Origin of the sequence: Pseudidiomarina tainanensis, assembly GCF_900115255.1 — a bacterium.
Lineage (GTDB): Bacteria > Pseudomonadota > Gammaproteobacteria > Enterobacterales > Alteromonadaceae > Pseudidiomarina > Pseudidiomarina tainanensis.
This window is the reverse complement of the sequence record NZ_FOYU01000002.1, coordinates 43219-62094: the sequence shown is the minus strand read 5'-3', so window position 1 is coordinate 62094 and position 18876 is coordinate 43219. Positions and strand designations below refer to the sequence as shown.

General features: G+C 47.6%; 18 protein-coding genes. 11 read left to right on the top strand and 7 right to left on the bottom strand.

Annotation, left to right across the window (positions count from 1 at the left end):
• Positions 1 to 13: 13 nt before the first annotated feature.
• Positions 14 to 1609, bottom strand: coding sequence for a 2Fe-2S iron-sulfur cluster-binding protein (locus tag BM292_RS07205; RefSeq protein ID WP_092857070.1), 1596 nt, complete (start codon positions 1607 to 1609; stop codon positions 14 to 16).
• Entirely contained in the window at positions 1606 to 2352 is a 747-nt protein-coding gene (locus BM292_RS07200; protein WP_092857068.1) for a PepSY domain-containing protein, read from the bottom strand. Before BM292_RS07200 ends, BM292_RS07205 begins: the two co-directional genes overlap by 4 nt.
• Before the next feature lie 105 nt (positions 2353 to 2457).
• Here BM292_RS07200 and BM292_RS07195 point away from each other — a divergent pair, with 105 nt between their 5' ends.
• Complete coding sequence (locus BM292_RS07195; protein WP_092857066.1) at positions 2458 to 3132, top strand: DNA-3-methyladenine glycosylase I; 675 nt, start codon at positions 2458 to 2460, stop codon at positions 3130 to 3132.
• Here the strand turns inward: BM292_RS07195 and gorA are convergent.
• The gene (gene gorA, locus BM292_RS07190) at positions 3129 to 4481 is read right to left on the bottom strand and encodes a glutathione-disulfide reductase (RefSeq protein ID WP_092857064.1); all 1353 of its coding nucleotides are present in this window, start codon (positions 4479 to 4481) and stop codon (positions 3129 to 3131) included. The two genes, BM292_RS07195 and gorA, sit on opposite strands and share 4 nt — an antisense overlap.
• 66 nt (positions 4482 to 4547) lie before the next feature.
• Here gorA and BM292_RS07185 point away from each other — a divergent pair, with 66 nt between their 5' ends.
• Positions 4548 to 5318, top strand: a complete 771-nt coding sequence (locus tag BM292_RS07185) for a M48 family metallopeptidase (protein WP_092857062.1) — start codon at positions 4548 to 4550, stop codon at positions 5316 to 5318.
• Here the strand turns inward: BM292_RS07185 and BM292_RS07180 are convergent.
• Positions 5315 to 7609 (bottom strand): S9 family peptidase, encoded by a 2295-nt coding sequence (locus BM292_RS07180; RefSeq protein ID WP_092857060.1) that lies wholly within the window; start codon positions 7607 to 7609, stop codon positions 5315 to 5317. The genes BM292_RS07185 and BM292_RS07180 overlap by 4 nt on opposite strands.
• A gap of 109 nt (positions 7610 to 7718) precedes the next feature.
• Between BM292_RS07180 and prlC the strand changes: the two genes are divergently transcribed.
• On the top strand, positions 7719 to 9776 hold the full coding sequence (gene prlC / locus BM292_RS07175) for an oligopeptidase A (protein ID WP_092857058.1): 2058 nt from the start codon (positions 7719 to 7721) through the stop codon (positions 9774 to 9776).
• On the opposite strand, the gene BM292_RS07170 is transcribed toward prlC, so the two are convergent.
• Both BM292_RS07170 and BM292_RS07165 read right to left on the bottom strand, forming a co-directional pair.
• A complete protein-coding gene (locus BM292_RS07170; protein WP_092857056.1) occupies positions 9754 to 9975 on the bottom strand; it encodes a DUF2970 domain-containing protein in 222 nt (73 codons plus the stop codon). The genes prlC and BM292_RS07170 overlap by 23 nt on opposite strands.
• Before the next feature lie 6 nt (positions 9976 to 9981).
• Positions 9982 to 10284 carry a hypothetical protein gene (locus BM292_RS07165; RefSeq protein WP_092857054.1) on the bottom strand — a complete coding sequence of 101 codons (303 nt, stop codon included), beginning with the start codon at positions 10282 to 10284 and terminating at the stop codon, positions 9982 to 9984.
• Positions 10285 to 10423: 139 nt separating this feature from the next.
• Between BM292_RS07165 and rpe the strand changes: the two genes are divergently transcribed.
• The 8 genes from rpe to BM292_RS07125 all read left to right on the top strand — a co-directional run bounded on the left by rpe (position 10424) and on the right by BM292_RS07125 (position 17951).
• Positions 10424 to 11095 carry a ribulose-phosphate 3-epimerase gene (gene rpe / locus BM292_RS07160; RefSeq protein ID WP_092857052.1) on the top strand — a complete coding sequence of 224 codons (672 nt, stop codon included), beginning with the start codon at positions 10424 to 10426 and terminating at the stop codon, positions 11093 to 11095.
• An 18-nt stretch (positions 11096 to 11113) separates the two neighbouring features.
• Positions 11114 to 12118 carry a tryptophan--tRNA ligase gene (gene trpS, locus BM292_RS07155; protein ID WP_092857050.1) on the top strand — a complete coding sequence of 335 codons (1005 nt, stop codon included), beginning with the start codon at positions 11114 to 11116 and terminating at the stop codon, positions 12116 to 12118.
• 3 nt (positions 12119 to 12121) lie between these two features.
• Complete coding sequence (locus BM292_RS07150) at positions 12122 to 12709, top strand: anthranilate synthase component II (RefSeq protein ID WP_092857048.1); 588 nt, start codon at positions 12122 to 12124, stop codon at positions 12707 to 12709.
• Between the two features lie 211 nt (positions 12710 to 12920).
• Positions 12921 to 14135 carry an aspartate aminotransferase family protein gene (locus BM292_RS07145; protein WP_092857046.1) on the top strand — a complete coding sequence of 405 codons (1215 nt, stop codon included), beginning with the start codon at positions 12921 to 12923 and terminating at the stop codon, positions 14133 to 14135.
• An 18-nt stretch (positions 14136 to 14153) separates the two neighbouring features.
• Positions 14154 to 15182, top strand: coding sequence for an arginine N-succinyltransferase (astA, locus tag BM292_RS07140; RefSeq protein ID WP_092857044.1), 1029 nt, complete (start codon positions 14154 to 14156; stop codon positions 15180 to 15182).
• Positions 15182 to 16651 carry a succinylglutamate-semialdehyde dehydrogenase gene (gene astD / locus BM292_RS07135; protein ID WP_092857042.1) on the top strand — a complete coding sequence of 490 codons (1470 nt, stop codon included), beginning with the start codon at positions 15182 to 15184 and terminating at the stop codon, positions 16649 to 16651. Before astA ends, astD begins: the two co-directional genes overlap by 1 nt.
• A 37-nt stretch (positions 16652 to 16688) precedes the next feature.
• On the top strand, positions 16689 to 17102 hold the full coding sequence (locus BM292_RS07130) for an OsmC family protein (protein ID WP_092857579.1): 414 nt from the start codon (positions 16689 to 16691) through the stop codon (positions 17100 to 17102).
• Positions 17103 to 17951, top strand: a complete 849-nt coding sequence (locus BM292_RS07125; RefSeq protein WP_092857040.1) for a 23S rRNA (adenine(2030)-N(6))-methyltransferase RlmJ — start codon at positions 17103 to 17105, stop codon at positions 17949 to 17951.
• Here the strand turns inward: BM292_RS07125 and BM292_RS07120 are convergent.
• Positions 17948 to 18826, bottom strand: a complete 879-nt coding sequence (locus tag BM292_RS07120) for a phosphoribulokinase (RefSeq protein ID WP_092857038.1) — start codon at positions 18824 to 18826, stop codon at positions 17948 to 17950. The two genes, BM292_RS07125 and BM292_RS07120, sit on opposite strands and share 4 nt — an antisense overlap.
• Between the last annotated feature and the right edge of the window lie 50 nt (positions 18827 to 18876).

Sequence of the window (18876 nt, the reverse complement as noted above, 5' to 3'; positions counted from 1 at the left end):
GATATCACAGCGCTTAAATACCGAAGTCATCGTAACGAATTCGAGACTTCGGTATTTTTTTATCTGCTAGTAACTGTAATGTTGCCGCCAGCATCGCTGGTGGGCCGCAAACATAAAAATCGTAATCGCCGGGATTTTGATTTAACCAATGAGCCACCTCTTCATGCACAAATTTATCGACGACTGGGTGGTAGTCGAGCGTTGGCATCAATTTAAATTCATCGGCAAAAATAAGCTCAGCTTCGCTGCGGGCACCATGGAATAAATGACGTTGTCGCTGACTCTCACTTTCAACTAGCGCATGGATAGGGGCGATACCGACACCTCCGGCAATGTAAACCTGTTCGCGATTCGTGTCGGTGGCGACAAAGTTACCGAATGGTCCAGCAGCATCAACCGTGTCACCCACCTGAAGACCAAGCAAGTAAGATGAGCCGATACCGGCAGGGGTAACGTTTGCAACAGCAGGAACATGCCGAATAAGAAAGTGCAGTAATGGTGTATCAGTTGGCGCTGTTGTCAGTGATTTGGTTGCAAAAGAGTAATGTCGTAACAGTACGTTATTACCGTCAGGAATCTTAAATTGCATGAACTGCCCAGCACTGTATTCACAGCTGGGTTCGCTTTTAAACGTTAGTTTGGTTATTGCTTCTGACAACTTAGTTTTAGCAACTAATGCGAGCTTGAAATGGGTGACATGTTCATCAAGTAAGATGATTGTTTGACCGTGATCGCGATGTTGACAAGCGAGGCGAATACCCGAATTAATTTCAATGGTAGTCAGTAATAATTGCTCTGCTTGCGTTGCCACCGTCGGCTCAGTCAGTTTCACTTTACACAAGCCACAAGTACCACCACCGCCACAGCCGCTTGCGATCGGCTTATGTTGTCGCTGCAAAGACTCTAATATGGTTGGTTGACGACGTGGATTGAAATCGCCACGACGTAGATTTTGCACTAATAACAACACACCCGACAAGGTAAACCAGAGTGCCAACAATGCCGCCGTATATATCAGTAAGTGATTAAAACTCCGTGCACCGGAGTAATCCATAAAGTGCAGTTTAAATGCCCAATCAGCAAGCAGCCACGGCGTATTGCGATGATCCAGCACTTGGCCATTGGCGGCATCAACGTAAATACGTGTATTGAGTTCATCAGAAAACAAGATTTTGTAACCCTGACCTTGCCAGCCAACGAGCTCTTTAGTTTTGGTTAACGGTGAGGTCGAGAGAATGTTGCCAGGACCACTGTAGGTAGCGAGTGCCAATTGTTGTGCTTGCTTAGCATTTGTGTGCCATAACTGTCCAGTATGACCGTGTAAGTACACATCTTCATCGGCGAGTTCGACAACGTATTGCGGCGTTTCGCCAATGCGATATAACTGAATTGAAAGAGCCTCAGGATAACGCCGCCAGATCTCTTCAATACCGATGTTGGGCATTGCTTGACGAAGCACCAATCCAGTCGGATTCTGTTTATATTGATGACCGGACATCGCATGATGGCCTTGCAGAGAGAAATATAAGCCACTCACAAGCCACAATACCACCTGAAGTAGCAAAATCAGACCGAGCCAACGATGTAACCATTGTGCGAAGCGCATCATGAATGCGCTCCTTGACCACGACTGCGACCGATGGTGAAGATTAACAACATAATACCCGTGATACTAAGTAAACCGGTGCCGAGAATGAAGCTTCGTAGAAGCCAGTTGGTAATATCTTCTCGCGTTTCATAATCCATAATGTGCAACATCCAGAGGAAGTCGAAGCCACGCCAGAAACTATGTCGCTTAGTAACTAATTCGCCGGTGGTTGGTGAAATATAAAAGCTGGAATTACCGAAATCATCGAAGTTGACCTGCCAAATCGGTAATAAACTTGGGCTAATCTCTGCTGGTGCTCGGTGCTCGAGTAATGTAGCTCTGGTTATGGGTGCGGAGTCGCTTGGTGCATAGAGTCGCTTAGCGATGGCTACAATATCGGCCTCGGTAAATACCACCGGTTGCAGAGATTGAGCGTCAACTAAAAAGGTATCTCGGTGAGCGAAAACTTCATAGGTAGCAATCCATTTGCCGCCAACAAGAGTGGGCTGCAACGTGACTTCACGAGCGCGTGGAAATGCCCGAATAACATGTTCAACTGGACGTATCTGAGCGCTATTTGGTAATGACGGATGGTTTGTTTTAACTAAGTGATCACCGTGAATAAAACTGAGTTCGAAAAACACCATATACGCGCCGCTGATACTCCAAATAACTAATTGCACCCCGAATACCAGGGATAGCCAGCGGTGCCAAGTACGCCAACGACTTAAACTTTGTTGCACGGGTTTGCTCGAGGTAGACATTGGCTACTCTTTATTGAATGGGTGAAACGACAATCGATACAGTTTATGGTATTTAACCATGAAGATAAAACTTTGATATCCGATCAAAAAACCGCAGAGTAAACGATGAAATTTGATTACTTTTACCAACGTGCTTGTGAGCGTCATGGTGGCGAACCAGCTGTGCATGAGCGCATGCCACGCATAGCAACAGCAGCTGAATTACAGAAGATCACTGATAACCAAGTACTGGCTGAAATGACGCGCTGCGTGTTTCGAGCTGGATTTGCTTGGCGAGTAATAGAAAATAAATGGGCTGGGTTCGAAGCGGCTTTTGCCGGATTTTTGCCGCTGTATTGGCAACAAGTACCGCCCGAACGTCTTGATGAATTGGCGCGTGATGAACGAATTGTGCGAAATTTGCAAAAAATTGCGACGGTGCCAATAAATGCACGGATGATTGTTGAAGTGGCCGAAGGATACGGTAGCTTTGGCAAGTTTTTAGCGCAATGGCCATCAGCAGAGCAAGCTGAGTTACTACGATATTTTAAAAAGCACGGAGCGCGCCTCGGCGGAACGGCAGCGCAACATGTTTTGCGCCGATTAGGTTGGGACGGTTATCTCCTAACGCCTGATAATTTAACCGCATTACGCAATCACAACTTACTTGACGCTTCGCCGTATAGTCGACGCGGCGCAAAGCAAATTCAGGATACGTTTAATCAGTGGCATAGCGAGACAGGGCTGCCATACAGCCATCTGTCTCGCATTTTATCGATGACGCTTGATGTGAAGGGTTAACGCAGGGTGACGAACTCTTCAGCACTGGTTGGGTGCAGTGCGACTGTGGCATCAAAATCGGCTTTCGTTGCGCCCATTTTCATCGCCACGGCAAACCCTTGCAGAATTTCGTCCATGCCTTCGCCAATGCCGTGCAGACCGATGACACGCTCTTCAGGGCCTACACACACCAGCTTAAATGTGCTCAGCGCACGGTGTGGCGTCACAGCGTTATACATAGCAGCAAATTGTGAACGATATACTTTCACGTTATCACCGTGCACTTCACGCGCTTCGGTTTCAGTTAAGCCAACGGTGCCAATGGTTGGATGGCTGAACACGATAGTTGGAATCTGACTGTAATCCATATGCGCGTCCGGCATGTCTTTATTGAATAGACGTTCAGCTAATAAACGCCCAGCTTTAATGGCGACCGGTGTTAATTGCGCTTCGCCAGTGATATCACCGACTGCATAGATGCCTTTGACGTTCGTATTCTGATATTTATCGGTACGAATAAATCCGTGCGCATCAGCGGTCACGCCAGCAGCTTCTAGGTTAATTTTGTCGGTCGCCGGTTCACGGCCGATAGCCCAAATTAAGCAATCAACACCGCCGATTGATTCACCGTTATCGCAATGGATTGTGAGCAAGCCGTCGTCGCTTTTTTCAACGCGCTCAACCACACAACCAGTATGTAATTCTGGGCCATCTTGCTTAAGACGTTCCAATAAAGCATCGGTGATGTCGTGATCAAAGTAACGCAGTGGGCGGTCGCCGCGAACTAACAAGTGAGCGTCTGAACCCAGTGCATGTAAGACACCAGCAATTTCGACGGCGATATAGCCAGCACCAATCACAACGGCTTTATTAGGACGTTCCGTTAGCGCAAAAAAGCCATCCGAATCGATACCATATTCCGCACCCGGTACATCTGGAATCATAGCGCGTCCACCAACAGCGATGGTGATATGATCAGCGGTAATTCGCTCACCATTAACTTCAACCGTGCGCGAATCGACGAAACGGGCAAAACCTTCAATATAGTCAACGCCATTATTCTCAAAGCCACGTTTGTAACCGCCATGAATGCGTTCAATGTAAGCTTCGCGGTTTTTGACTAGGGTGCTCCAGTCAAAACCTTTTTGCTCAAGGTCAAACCCGTATGCTGAACTGTATTTAATGGCTTCGGCAATGTGTGCGCCGTACCACATTACCTTTTTGGGAACGCACCCGACGTTAACACAGGTTCCGCCAACTGCTTTGGCTTCAATAACGGCCGCTTTAGCTCCGCGAATTGCTGCTCGGTTAGCTGATGCAATGCCGCCGCTACCGGCGCCAATGGCTAGATAATCGTAATGTCGGGTCATGTGCTCAACTCCTGTGACATGCTAGAGTAATAGTTCATAATAAGAATTCGACTATGATCGCCGAAAATGCCAGCAGGTGCAATGCAACAGCCGGCTGAGGACACGAATAAAGCAACGAAAAAACCGATGAGCCTTATCTACCAAATCAATCGCAGTAAAAAACGACGTAACTTGGCGCTAAAAGTTGCCCGCGGCAATTTAGAAGTTCAAGCACCTTGGCATATGTCGGAGGCCGTCATTGCTCAATTCGTTGAGCAAAAACAAGACTGGATTAATAAGCACCTAAATCGGCAACGTCAGCAGCTCGATAACTTAATGCCGAGAAAATGGCGCTCCGGCGAGCGATTACGTTGGCTTGGACAGCCATTAAAATTAAAGGTATCGGTGGCAACGCGAAAAACCATCGAGCGTTACGGTAACGAATTATTTGTAACCACTACCGCGCGCAGTAATAGCGAGCGCGAGCCCAAACAGACGATTGTGAATTGGTATAAAGAACAAGCTATGCAATGGCTCGATCAGTTTTTTTCGGCCTGGTCCACAGCGCATCAACTTAATCCGACCAGTTGGTCGATTGGTGACTTCACCAGTAAGTGGGGGCATTGTACGCGTAAGCGTGAATTACGTTTTAGCTGGAAATTGTGGCTGGCGCCGGAGTGGGTGGTACGTAACGTTGTGATTCATGAACTCTGTCACTTACAAGAATTCAATCACAGCAAAGCGTTCTGGCAGTTAGTTGCACAACACTCACCTGACTATGAAGCAGCTGAACAGTGGTTGCGTCAGCACGGCGTAACCGTGCTGAACAACCAATATCTTGATTTTACCGACGACTAAGGCGCACTGACTGGAAGGTTTTGTTTCAAAAACTCAACCATCATGGTACGCAAATGCTGCGTGGTGCCTTTGCCTTCGCTAATGCCATGCGTACGGTTCGGATAGGCAAAATAATCGAACTGCTTGCCATGCTTAATCAACTCATTGACTAAGCGCTCAGAACCCTGAAAATGCACGTTATCATCACCGGTGCCATGCACTAACAACAAGTCCCCTTGTAAGTTTTCGGCATGAGTGATGGCTGACGTTTCACGGTAACGCTCTGCAGCTTCAGGCAGTAAACCAGAGTAACGCTCTTGGTAAATGGTGTCGTAAAGTGTGAGATCAGGAACTGGCGCTAACGCCATGCCGACATGGTAAGCTTCTGGATAGCGAAATAGTGCATTCAGCGTTTGTGAACCACCGCCACTGTGCCCCCAGATGCCGACGCGATCACCGTCAATGAAATCCCAGCGCTTTAACATCGCCTGCAGGGCGTCATGCTGATCACGAACGGTGATATCACCCAGATTTTTGTAAATTGAGCGACGCCATTCAAAACCGCGTGGTGAACGCGTACCGCGGTTATCAACTGATGCAACGATGTAGCCTTGTTGCGTTAAGTAGGTATGGAATAAAAAGCGCTCACCGCCCCAGCTGTTTGAAACCGTTTGCCCCCATGGTTCGCCGTAAACGTAAAACAAAATCGGATATTTTTTGCTTGGATCAAAATCGGTTGGTTTCATTAAAAAACCATCAAGCTTTAGACCATCTTGCGCTTCGACTTGAAAGAATTCAAAAGCGCCACGTTTGAGTTTATCAAAGGCGTCCTGCGCGTTTTCGTTATCTTTAATGACGCGAATACGACGATGTTCCGGCAGCGAAATCATGTCGACAACAGGCATGTTATTCACGTCAGAAAAGGTATGCACGGCATACTTGGCATCAGCCGAAAGTTGATAACTATGTGTGCCTGGCTGGTCTGGTGTCAAGCGTTCAAGTTTGCCGCTACCATCAAGGCTGGCACGGAATAAATAACGCTCTAACGGCGTTTCTGGAGAGGCAATAAAGTATACCCAGCCATCATTTTCGTTAATTTGCAAAACCTCGATGACATCCCAATTGCCGCGAGTAATTGTGCTGAGGCGCCCAGTATCGCGCTGTACTACGTAAATATGGCGAAATCCGCTGCGCTCACTCAACCAAGTAAATGATTTACCGTTGTCGATAAATTGCAAATCATCAACGTATTCTGCCCAACTCTCTGTGACTTCTTGCAATAATTCGCGGACTGCACCAGATTTTGCATCAGCTAAATAAGCAGTATTCACTGCTTGCGAGCGGGTCAGTTGCTGAATTAATAGCTGCGAGCTATTGCCAGCCCACTGCATGCGCACCAAATAGTTTTGACGTGGGTCGCCTGGTATTTTCATCCATTTTGTGTCGCCGCCGCTCGCCGGCATGACGCCAATTCGCATGGCGGCATTGGTTTCACCGACCTTCGGGTACGGAAATTGCTTCAGCGTTGGGTATAGCGCATCGGTGTTATTGATCATCGTAAACAGTGGAGTGCCTTCGGTATCCAATTGCCAATAGGCAATTGAGCGGCCATCAGGGCTCCAACGGAAACCATCGCGTAAGAAAAACTCTTCTTCGTTAACCCAATCGAAAGTACCGTTGACGATAGTGTCGTTACCGTCATCTGTCAGCTGCGTGATTTTCTGCGTACTTAGGTCTTCTACATAAATATTGTTTTTCATCACGTAAGCAACACGAGTTGCTTGCGGGTCAAACTTTGCAAATTGCAGTGTCGACGGCTCGGCATTGCCACCGAGTTGCTGTAAACGCTTGGTCGACAGATTATAAACCCAGTAATCACCTAAGGTATGGGTACGCCAAGAGCGCTTCGTGTTGGTGAAAATAAGTAATTTTTTACCATCTTCGGACCAACTGTAGTCGGCAACTTCAAGTGGTTCTTCAGTTGCACTTGGGCGCAGGTTTTCAGCTTCGACAAGTACGGTACGTTGCTGAGTTTCAGGATGGTATCTAACGAGGTCGTGGCCACCGTTTTCGGTGCTCTCTAGAACGGTATAACCGCTACCATTTGCCAACCAACGCGTTGGGCCGACGCCCCGCGCATTAAATTTGCCTTCGCCATACAGTTCGTCAAATTGAACAGCTTCAGAACCCTGTGCCGACGCAACTGTATCGGTGTTACTGCCACCGGGTAACGAACTACAGCCGCTGATCAGCAACGCTGCAGTCACTGCAGTGAAAGTTTGGCGTAGCCAATAGGAGGTATTTTGTGTCATTGTTATTCCCTGTTGTGAAGTGCAGCCCTTGATATTAGACCGAGCACCCATATCTCATCATTAGAAACGCGATAGTAAAATATTTACGCATTATTCAAGAGGAAGTTCCATGAGTCAAAACCCTTTGCTCGGTGATTACCATTTACCACCCTTCGAAGCGATTCAACCAGAGCATATTGTGCCGGCAATCGAGCAGCGTATTCGTGATTGTAAAACGACGATTGCTGAGGTTATCAACAAAGGTGATTTTACTTGGAACGGTCTTGTTGAGCCGCTCGAGCAAGTCGACGACTTACTGGAAAGAAGTTGGTCACCGGTTTCGCATTTAAATGCTGTGGTGAGCTCAAAGGAGCTGCGCGAAGCGCATGACCAATGTCTCCCATTACTGTCTGAGTATGGCACTTTTGTTGGCCAACACGAAGGTCTTTATCTAGCTTTTAAATGGTTAAAAGAAAGCGCGGAATTTAATCAACTGACTGAAGCACAGCGCAAAGTGATTACCGACACGCTGCGCGACTTCGAATTATCTGGCATCGCGTTGCCTGAAGATAAAAAGCAACGTTATGCAGAAATTCAAACGAAGTTATCAGAGCTGTCGTCGCAATTTAGCAATCATTTACTCGACGCAACCGACAGTTGGTACTACTTGGTGACCGACGAGAGTGAATTGGCCGGCTTACCGGAAAGTGCTATTGCTGCCGCACAGGCGGCTGCCGCCGAACACGACCAGCAAGGCTGGCGGTTTGGCTTGGATTTTCCGAGTTATTTGCCGGTAATGACCTATGCGGATAATTCTGAATTCAGACGCACGATGTATGAAGCGTTCACGACCCGAGCATCCGATCAAGGGCCGCAAGCAGGCGAATTTGATAACTCGCAAATTATGTCGGAGACGCTTGCTTTACGACATGAGCTAGCCGTGTTACTCGGCTTTAAAAACTATGCCGACTTGTCACTGGCAACGAAAATGGCGGAGTCAACGTCGCAAGTTGAACAATTTCTACAAGATTTAGCGCAACGTTCTTTGCCGCAAGCACGGGCTGATTATCAAGAAGTACTCGATTTTGCGCGTGATCATTACCAAGTCAATGAGCTCGAAGCGTGGGATGTTGCATATTACAGTGAGAAACTGAAACAACAGCGCTATGCCATTTCCGACGAGCAACTGCGCCCGTACTTTCCTGAAAACCAGGTTGTGAAGGGATTGTTTAGCGTTGTCCAAACCCTCTTTGGCATTCGCATTGAAGAACAAGATAATGTCGCTGCGTGGCACCCGAACGTCCGTTACTTTGTGATCACCGACAATAACGGTGATGTACGTGGTAGCTTCTTCTTAGATTTATATGCACGTTCAGGGAAGCGCGGTGGTGCGTGGATGGCCGAATGTGCGGTGCGACGGATCACGGCGAATCACACACTACAACTGCCGGTTGCTTATCTCACCTGTAACTTTAATAAACCAGTCGGTGATAAGCCGGCGCTGTTTACGCATGACGAAGTACTGACCTTGTTCCATGAATTTGGACATGGCCTGCATCACATGTTGACCAAAGTTGATGTTGCTGGAGTTTCAGGGATTAACGGTGTGGCATGGGACGCAGTAGAGCTTCCATCGCAGTTCTTAGAAAACTGGTGCTGGGAACCAGAGGCCTTAGCCATGATTTCTGGGCACTATGAAACCGGCGAACCGTTGCCTCAACAACTGCTCGACAACATGTTAGCGGCGCGCAACTTTCAGTCGGCGATGCAAATGGTCCGGCAATTAGAGTTTAGTTTGTTTGATTTACGCATTCATCGCGATTACGACCCAGCACAGGGTGATACCATTCAAGCCATCTTAGATTCAGTTCGTGATGAAGTTGCAGTGCGCAAGCCACCCGCTTATAACCGCTTCCAGCACAGTTTCGGGCATATTTTTGCTGGAGGCTATGCGGCTGGTTACTACAGTTACAAGTGGGCGGAAGTATTATCGGCAGACGCCTACTCACGTTTTGAAGACGAGGGTATTTTCAATCGTGAAACTGGACAAGATTTCTTGCGGGCAATTCTAGAGCGGGGTGGTTCGCGCGAAGCCATGGCGCTATTCAAAGAGTTTCGTGGCCGTGAACCTCAGGTTGATGCACTATTGCGCCACTCTGGCATCACTAGTCTGGAACAACCCAGCTAACGATCAGCACCAGCGTTAGCACAAACAAGATGACAAACACTGCACCGACCGCGACGTAAATCACTGGATTACCATGATTGAAATCGCGCTGTCGGTTGCGGTCAGATTGAACACCAAACAACGCTGCTAATACACTGATGATAATGTCTAGAAAAGAGGGCTTTTTTGCCGGCTCGGCATCTGTCTTCAGTAAAGACATAACCACTTAACCACTGATTGGATGATTGTAGTCGCGCTTGCTGGCTTCAGAGGAGCCAAACAGCAACTCGAATAAATCTAAGAAATGAAATTGTGTTGAACGGCTTTTCCCACTAAACCAGCTTCCCCAAGTCACACTTTGCTGATGTGCTTCACACACTTGTTGTGCATTAGGTTGCTCACTATTTTGCATGAGTGCTTGGCACTCTTCGAGCGTTTTGCTGTTTTGTGTATGCCACGCAGAAGCACCCACTGCGCTAGTAAGCACAATGCTTGTAGCCACTAAGACTGACATTGCTGACAGTTTCATGGGAACCTCCGGTTAATAAATGAGCTACTAAAATAGCAGGAAATAACGCAAACTGCCAAGCAAATTCCCGCATTTTTTTGACTGCTAAGCGCACTAACCTTTGGTACACTATGGCGAATTTTATACAGGTGAGGTGTTTATGCGTGACTTTCTAATTGCACCATCGATATTGTCAGCCGATTTTGCTCGACTCGGTGAAGAAGTTGAAAACGTTTTAGCGGCTGGCGCAGACGTTGTGCATTTTGATGTAATGGATAATCACTTTGTACCTAATTTGACCATCGGCCCGATGGTTTGCAAAGCGTTGCGCGATTACGGAATTACTGCACCAATTGACGTACATTTAATGGTGCAGCCGGTGGATCGTATGATTGATGACTTCGCTGCAGCTGGCGCGTCAATCATCACCTTTCATCCAGAAGCGTCAACGCACATCGACCGTTCATTGCAACAAATTAAGGCAGCGGGTTGCCAGGCTGGTTTAGTATTTAACCCAGCCACACCATTACATTATTTGGATTACGTTTTGGATAAAGTTGACGTCATCCTATTGATGTCAGTCAACCCAGGCTTCGGCGGTCAAGCATTTATTCCTGCAACGTTGGACAAGTTACGTCAAGCACGACAAATCATTGATGCAAGTGGTCGTGATATTCGTTTAGAAATCGATGGTGGCGTGAAAGTTGACAATATTGCCGAAATAGCCGCTGCTGGCGCTGATATGTTTGTGGCTGGGTCAGCGATTTTCAATCAACCCGATTATGCGCAAGTGATTGCGACTATGCGTCAACAACTTGCAACAGTAGTTTAAAAACGGAATCAACAGATTATGAGTAAACCCATTGTACTAAGCGGCTGTCAGCCATCAGGACAACTTTCAATTGGTAATTACATTGGCGCGTTGCGTCAATGGGTCAAGATGCAAGACACTCATGACTGTCGTTTTATGTTGGTTGATTTACACGCGATTACGGTTCGCCAAGAACCAGAAAAGTTGCGTGAAGCGACGTTAGATGGCTTAGCCTTGTACATGGCGTGTGGGCTGGATCCCGAGAAGAGCGTGATTTTTGTGCAGTCACATGTACCAGAACATGCGCAATTGGCTTGGGTATTAAATTGCTACACTCAAATGGGCGAATTGAATCGGATGACTCAGTTTAAAGATAAATCCGATCGCCACGCAAATAATATCAATGCTGGTTTGTTCACGTATCCAGCACTGATGGCGGCAGATATTTTGTTATACCAAGCCAATGAAGTGCCGGTGGGCAACGATCAAAAGCAGCATCTTGAGCTCGCTCGTGATGTCGCGACTCGCTTTAATAACATTTACGGTGACGTATTTACCATTCCTGACCCGTTTATTCCAGAGGTTGGTGCGCGCGTCATGAGCTTGCAAGATCCAACCAAAAAAATGTCGAAGTCGGATGAAAATGCAAATAACTTTATTGGCTTGTTAGAAGACCCGAAGAAGATTACTAAAAAGCTGAAACGTGCTGTCACCGATTCAGATGAGCAAGCACGTATTTATTTTGATACCGAAGAAAAGCCAGGTGTATCGAACTTGCTGTCAATCCTGTCGGCAGCAACAGGTCGTGCCATTGCGGATTTGGTGCCAGAGTACGAAGACAAAATGTACGGTCACTTGAAAGGTGATACCGCCGACGCCGTCGTGGCTATGCTCGAACCTATTCAGCAGAGCTACAACGAATTGCGCCATGATCGTGCATATCTCGATCAAGTGATGGCGAAAGGTGCTGAGGCTGCTAGTGCACATGCCGCAGAAACCTTGCGCAAGGTGTATGACGTGATTGGGTTTGTACCTCGGCCATAACTTATGCTGCTGATGATCGATAATTATGACTCGTTCACGCACAATGTTGTGCGCTACTTTCGCGAGTTGAACGCCACCGTCAAAGTTGTGCGTAACGATCAAATTAGCCTTGCAGAAATTCAGCAGTTACCGCTCAGCGGTATTGTGATATCGCCGGGGCCTTGCACCCCCAATGAAGCTGGCATTTCGCTGGCCGTGATTGAAAAGTTTGCGGGGCAAATCCCGCTACTTGGGGTGTGTTTGGGTCACCAAGCCATCGGACAAGTATTTGGCGCGCAAGTAGTGCGCGCTAGACAAGTCATGCATGGCAAAACCTCCGAACTTCATCATCATAACCTCGGCCTATTTCAAGGCTTACCATCGCCATTTAAAGTTGCCCGCTATCATTCCTTGGTTTTAGCCAATGAGCATCTACCTGAAGAACTTTTGGTCGACGCTTGGGTGACGAACTCCGCGGGTGAGCGAGAGATTATGGCAATTCGCCATGCTGATTTGCCGGTGTGGGGGGTTCAATACCATCCAGAAGCCATAGAGACGGAACATGGCCACGCGATTTTTCAGCGGTTTCTGGAATTTTGCCAGCCCACCTGAATAAAATTTAAGCAATAGATATTCAACGAAAATAGGTGCTTCTGCATACTTATGCAGTGCGCCTGCAAATCAAGCTAAGTTCCCTAAAACCCCCCACTTTTTGTATGCTTCAAGCACGACAGCGTTGCTTTTTTCTGCAATAATGTAGCCACTTTACGCGACCTCTTCAGAAGGTCAATTTGAACTAATTTGAACGGCATGAGGAATACTTATGACTACCACGAATAAAGTCGATCGCGCGCTTTTTGATGACGTAATGGTACCGAACTATAATCCGGCGAAAATGATTCCGGTAAAAGGTGAAGGTTCACGAGTTTGGGATCAAAAAGGTAAAGAGTACGTCGACTTCGCGGGCGGTATTGCCGTGAACTGTTTAGGTCATTGTCATCCTGCTATGGTCAAAGCTTTAACCGAGCAAGGCAACAAGCTTTGGCACCTCAGTAACGTATTCACCAATGAGCCGGCTATCCGATTAGCGAAAAAATTGACCGACGCGACATTTGCCGATCGTGTGTACTTCGCCAACTCCGGTGCAGAGGCAAACGAAGCTGCGCTGAAATTAGCACGTCGTTGGGCTTTGGATAAGTTTGGTGCTGAGAAAAATCAAATTATTGCCTTCAATAAAGGTTTCCACGGTCGTACTTTCTTCACCGTAACCGTTGGTGGTCAGCCAGCTTACTCTGATGGTTTTGGTCCAAAACCGGGTGCTGTTGAGCACGTTGATTACAACGATTTAGCGGCGCTTGAGAAGCTGATGTCAGAGCAGACTTGTGCGGTCATGATGGAACCACTGCAAGGTGAAGGCGGTGTGATTAGCCCAGACGTCGAATTCGTGAAGGGTGTACGCGAACTGTGTGATAAATACAACGCGCTGTTGGTTTTTGATGAAGTGCAAACTGGTTTTGGCCGCACTGGTAGCTTGTACGCATACCAACAACTTGGCGTGGCGCCAGACATTTTATCGACGGCAAAAGCGCTTGGTGGCGGTTTCCCTATCGGTGCAATGTTAACCACCAATGAAATTGCGCAACATTTAAAGCCAGGTACCCATGGTAGCACTTACGGTGGTAACCCACTGGCTTGTGCGGTTTCAGAAGCGGTATTTGATGTTGTAAACACCAGCGAAGTGCTTGAAGGCGTTAAAAAACGCGAACAATTGTTCAAAGATACACTGCATAAAATCAATGAAAAATACCATGTGTTTAAAGATATTCGTGGTAAAGGTTTGTTGCTTGGCGCTGAATTAACCGAGCAGTTTGAAGGTAAAGCGCGCGATTTCTTAAACGCTGCAGCAGATGAAGGTGCAATGGTATTGGTTGCTGGACCAAGCGTGATTCGCTTTACCCCGTCGTTAATCATTCCTGAGCAAGATATTGTGGAAGGTTTAGCGCGATTTGAACGAGCTGTAGCTAAGCTCGCTGGTTAACCAAAGCGGAGACACGCTATGTTAGTGGTGCGTCCGATTACGCCGCAGGATTATGCGGCGCTTTACACCTGCGCAGTTGAATCTGGGCATGGTTTCACCTCGCTACCGGTCGACGAGGCGTTATTGCGTCGTCGTATCGCTCGCGCGCAAGAAGCCTTTGCGCGTGAACAAGTGAGTGAGCCGGGTGAAGAAGGCTACCTATTTGTCATGGAAGATACGGACACCGGTGAGGTTGTTGGTTGCAGTGGTATCGAAGCGGCGGTAGGGCTTACCGACGCTTTTTATCATTACCATATCGGTAAGGTTGTTCATCATTCGAAAGAGCTCGATATCTACAATGCACTTGGAACGCTCACGCTGTGTAATGACTACACGGGCGTCAGCGAACTCTGTACGTTGTTTTTACGCGAACCCTTTCGCAAGAACATGAACGGCCGTGTCTTGTCGCGTTTCCGCATGTTGTTTATGGCTGAGTTTCGCAATCGCTTTAGCGATATTGCGATTGCCGAGATGCGCGGAGTCTCTGACGAGAACGGTGAATCACCATTTTGGGGTTGGTTACAACAAAACTTTTTCTCGATGGATTTCACCCAAGCCGATTATCTAACGGGCATTGGTGAGAAAACGTTTGTTTATGAATTGATGCCAAAACTACCTATTTATGTGCAGCTTTTGCCGCCGGAAGCGCAAGCAGTCATTGGCCAAGTGCATGACAATACGCGGCCTGCTTTGCGCATGTTGCAAAGTGAAGGTTTCCGCTGTCGCGGGTATATCGATATCTTTGATGCGGGACCAACGGTTGAGGCAGAAGTGTCAAATATCAAGAGCGTGAGAGAGAGTAAGCGCTTACCTGTAGTTATCGGAGAAGTGGCTAAAGATAAACCACGCTTCATTGTTTGTAATACCAAAGTTGCTGAGTTTCGTGCCATTCAAGCACAGCTGAGTGATGAGCACGATCACGTCATTATCGATGCCGAAGCGGCCGCTGCGCTGCGTGTACAAGACGGCGACTACGTTCGATTTGTCACATTGACAGGAGCAAACTAATGTCTGAACAGAATTTATTTATCAACGGCAATTGGGTTGCCGGAGAAGGCGAGTTGTTTAAATCAATTAATCCATCTCGCGATGAAGTTATTTGGGAAGCGAAAGCCGCGACTGACGAACAGGTTGATGCTGCAGTCATGGCAGCACGAGCTGCGTTTGTTGAGTGGGCGGATAAAAGTTTCGAAGAGCGTCTTGCAATCTGTAAACGTTTTGCTGAACTTCTCGAAGAAAATAAGCAAAAATTCGCTCATATTATTGCTGAAGAAACCGGTAAGCCGGTTTGGGAAACGCTAACCGAAGTTGCTGCAATGATTGGTAAAGTCGCTATTTCTGAGCGGGCTTATCATGAACGCACGGGCACGGTAGAAAATGCGATGCCAGGTGCAAAAGCATTTGTACGTCATAAACCGCATGGTGTTGTTGCCGTATATGGGCCATATAATTTCCCGGGTCACTTACCAAATGGTCACATTGTGCCGTCGTTGTTGGCGGGTAATACGGTAATATTTAAACCAAGTGAGATGACACCTAAAGTGGCTGAGTTCACAGTAAAAATGTGGGAAAAAGCTGGGTTACCAAATGGTGTTTTGAACTTAGTTCAAGGTTTGGTTGATACTGGTAAAGCGCTGTCAGCTCATCCTCAAATCGATGGCCTTTTCTTCACTGGCTCATCAAATACTGGGCACGTGCTTCATAAATTATTTGCAGGGCGTCCTGATAAGATCTTAGCGCTAGAAATGGGCGGTAATAACCCGCTCATCGTGAAAGATGTCGCAGATATCGACGCTGCGGTGCATGATATTGTGCAATCAGCATTTGTTACCTCAGGTCAGCGTTGCACCTGTGCACGTCGCTTATTTATTGAGAAAAGTGCGCAAGGCGATGCGATTTTGAAGCGTCTAATTGAAGTGACTGAAAATATTCAGGTTGGTGATTACGAAGCCGATCCGCAGCCATTCATGGGTGCAATGATTTCAGCGAAAGCCGCTTCGGATATGGTCAAAGCGCAGAACGATTTGATTGACGCGGGCGCCAAAGTACTGTTGAAAATGTTGCAAAAAGACCACAATCTTGGTTTCGTCACCCCAGGTATTCTGGACGTGACCAATGTCACAGAAATGCCGGATATTGAGCATTTCGGACCGCTATTGAAGATATATCGTTACACTGATCTAGATGCAGCGATTGCAGAAGCGAACAATACGAAGTACGGCCTTTCTGCTGGTATTTTGTGTGATAGTGAAGATACCTATCGTTATTTCTTCAAGCGTATTCGCGCAGGTATCGTGAATTGGAACAAGCCAATTACTGGCGCAAGTAGCGCTGCACCGTTTGGCGGCATTGGTGCGAGTGGTAACCATCGCGCTAGCGCCTATTATGCGGCTGACTATTGTGCTTACCCAGTAGCTTCGGTAGAAGCTGAGCATGTAAGCTTGCCAGAGAAGCTTGCACCTGGCCTTAAATTCTAATAGACACAACGAAAAGGAGTTATCGATGGCAGCGACCATGCATGCAACAGTGAATTGGCGTGACGGTTTAGTATTCGAGGCGAAGTCAGGCTCGGGTCATACGGTGGCAATGGATGGCAATAAAGCCGAAGCCGCAAGCCCAATGGAGTTGGTGTTAATGGCTGCTGGTGGATGCTCCTCAGTTGACGTGGTGAGTATTTTAGAAAAGGCACGTCAGCAGGTTACTGGTGTGCAGTGCGAAGTGAAGGGTGAGCGTGCCGATGCAGTGCCTGCTGTGTTTACCCACGTTCACCTGCACTTTATTATCACCGGTACTGACGTTGCTGAAAAGCATGTTGAACGTGCGGTTGCTTTATCAGCAGACAAGTACTGTTCAGTTGCGAAGATGCTGGAAGCCTCGGTAAAAGTTACGCATAGCTATGCAATCGTAGACACGGGTGAGAATGCGTAGATGAACTATCGGCATAGTTACCATGCCGGCAACTTTGCCGATGTCCTCAAACACGTTTTGCAATGTGTTGCCCTAGAATATCTTCAGCAAAAAGATAAACCATTTTGGTTGCTTGATACGCATGCCGGCATTGGTATGTATGACCTTCAAGGGGAGCAGGCGCAAAAAACTGGTGAGGCAACCGACGGAATCGCGCGGTTACTGGCTCGCGACGATTTACCGCCCGCTATTCAGCGCTACGTTGAGTGGGTGAAACAGGTTAATAGCCCAGAACAACTGCGCTGGTACCCGGGCTCGCCTTGGTTCAGCGCACAACATTTGCGACCACAAGATAGTCTGACGCTGTGTGAAATGCACCCACAAGACAGCGGTGCGTTGGCTGAAAATGTGCGCAGCGAGTTTCCCGCAGCAAAGCAAATTAAAGTATTAGAACAAACCAATGGTTATGGCGCGCTCAAAGCCTTATTGCCACCCCCACAAAAGCGCGGCATGGTGCTGATTGATCCGCCATTTGAACAGCGTGATGAGTTTGAACAAGTCGTGCGTGCGCTTACTGATGGTGTGCGGCGCTGGGCAACAGGGATTTATGCGGTGTGGTATCCGATTAAAGATCCGTTGACCATTGGCGACTTTCATCAAAAGGTGAAACGTATTGCCGGTGTCGAAAAGGTGTTTGCGGTCGATTTACTCATCCGCACAGCCACTGACCGCAGTAAACTCAACGGCTGTGGCATGCTATTTATCAATCCACCGTTTGGTTTAACGGAACAAATTCATGACATTATGGATTATTTAACACCGCTATTGGCGCAAGACCGCGGTGCAGAATATCAAAGCATTTGGCTCTAAGCGCGGCTGTTGCTGCGCTGTTTCTCTAAGATTTCTTCTATCAGCGGGGCTAAGATTAGTTCCATCGCAAACACCATTTTACCGCCAGGTACCACGAGCGTATTCATACGCGACATAAACGAACCGTCGATCATTCGCAGGTAGTAGGGATAGTCGACATTCTTAATGCCACGGAAACGAATCACAACGAAGCTTTCATCCAGCGAAGGGATGTCTTTGGCACTAAACGGATTTGAAGTATCGACGGTTGGCACACGCTGGAAGTTGATATGTGTCCGCGAAAATTGTGGCACAATGTGGTGAATATAATCTTCCATACTTCGCACAATACTTTGCGTGACAGCCTCGCGTGAATGGCCGCGCTCTGAGGTATCTCGCAGGAGCTTTTGGATCCATTCAAGGTTAACGATAGGCACCATGCCGATTAACAAATCGACATACTGGGCAACATCATATCCTTCACCTACCACACCGCCATGTAAGCCTTCGTAGAAGAGTAAATCGGTGGCCTTTGGCAACGGTTCCCATGGAGTAAAAGTGCCCGGTACCTGATTGTAGGGCACGGCATCATCAAAACTATGTAAATAACGACGCACTTCACCATTACCGGTTGCCCCGTATTCGCGAAACAGCGCCTCCAGTCGAGTAAAATCGTTCGCTTCAGCACCGAAGTAGCTAATATGCCGACCTTGCTCCTGTGCTTTACGAATCGCCAATTCCATTTCAGGTCGGGAGTAACGATGAAAACTATCACCTTCTACACACGCAGCCTCAACATTCAGCGAACGGAAAATATGTCGCAGAGCTTGGCTGGTTGTGGTAGTACCGGCGCCTGATGAGCCAGTTACTGCAATGATAGGATGTTGAACCGACATGAAACCTCCAAAAACGTAGAAAGAATGTTATACGGGGTCAGTTACACGCG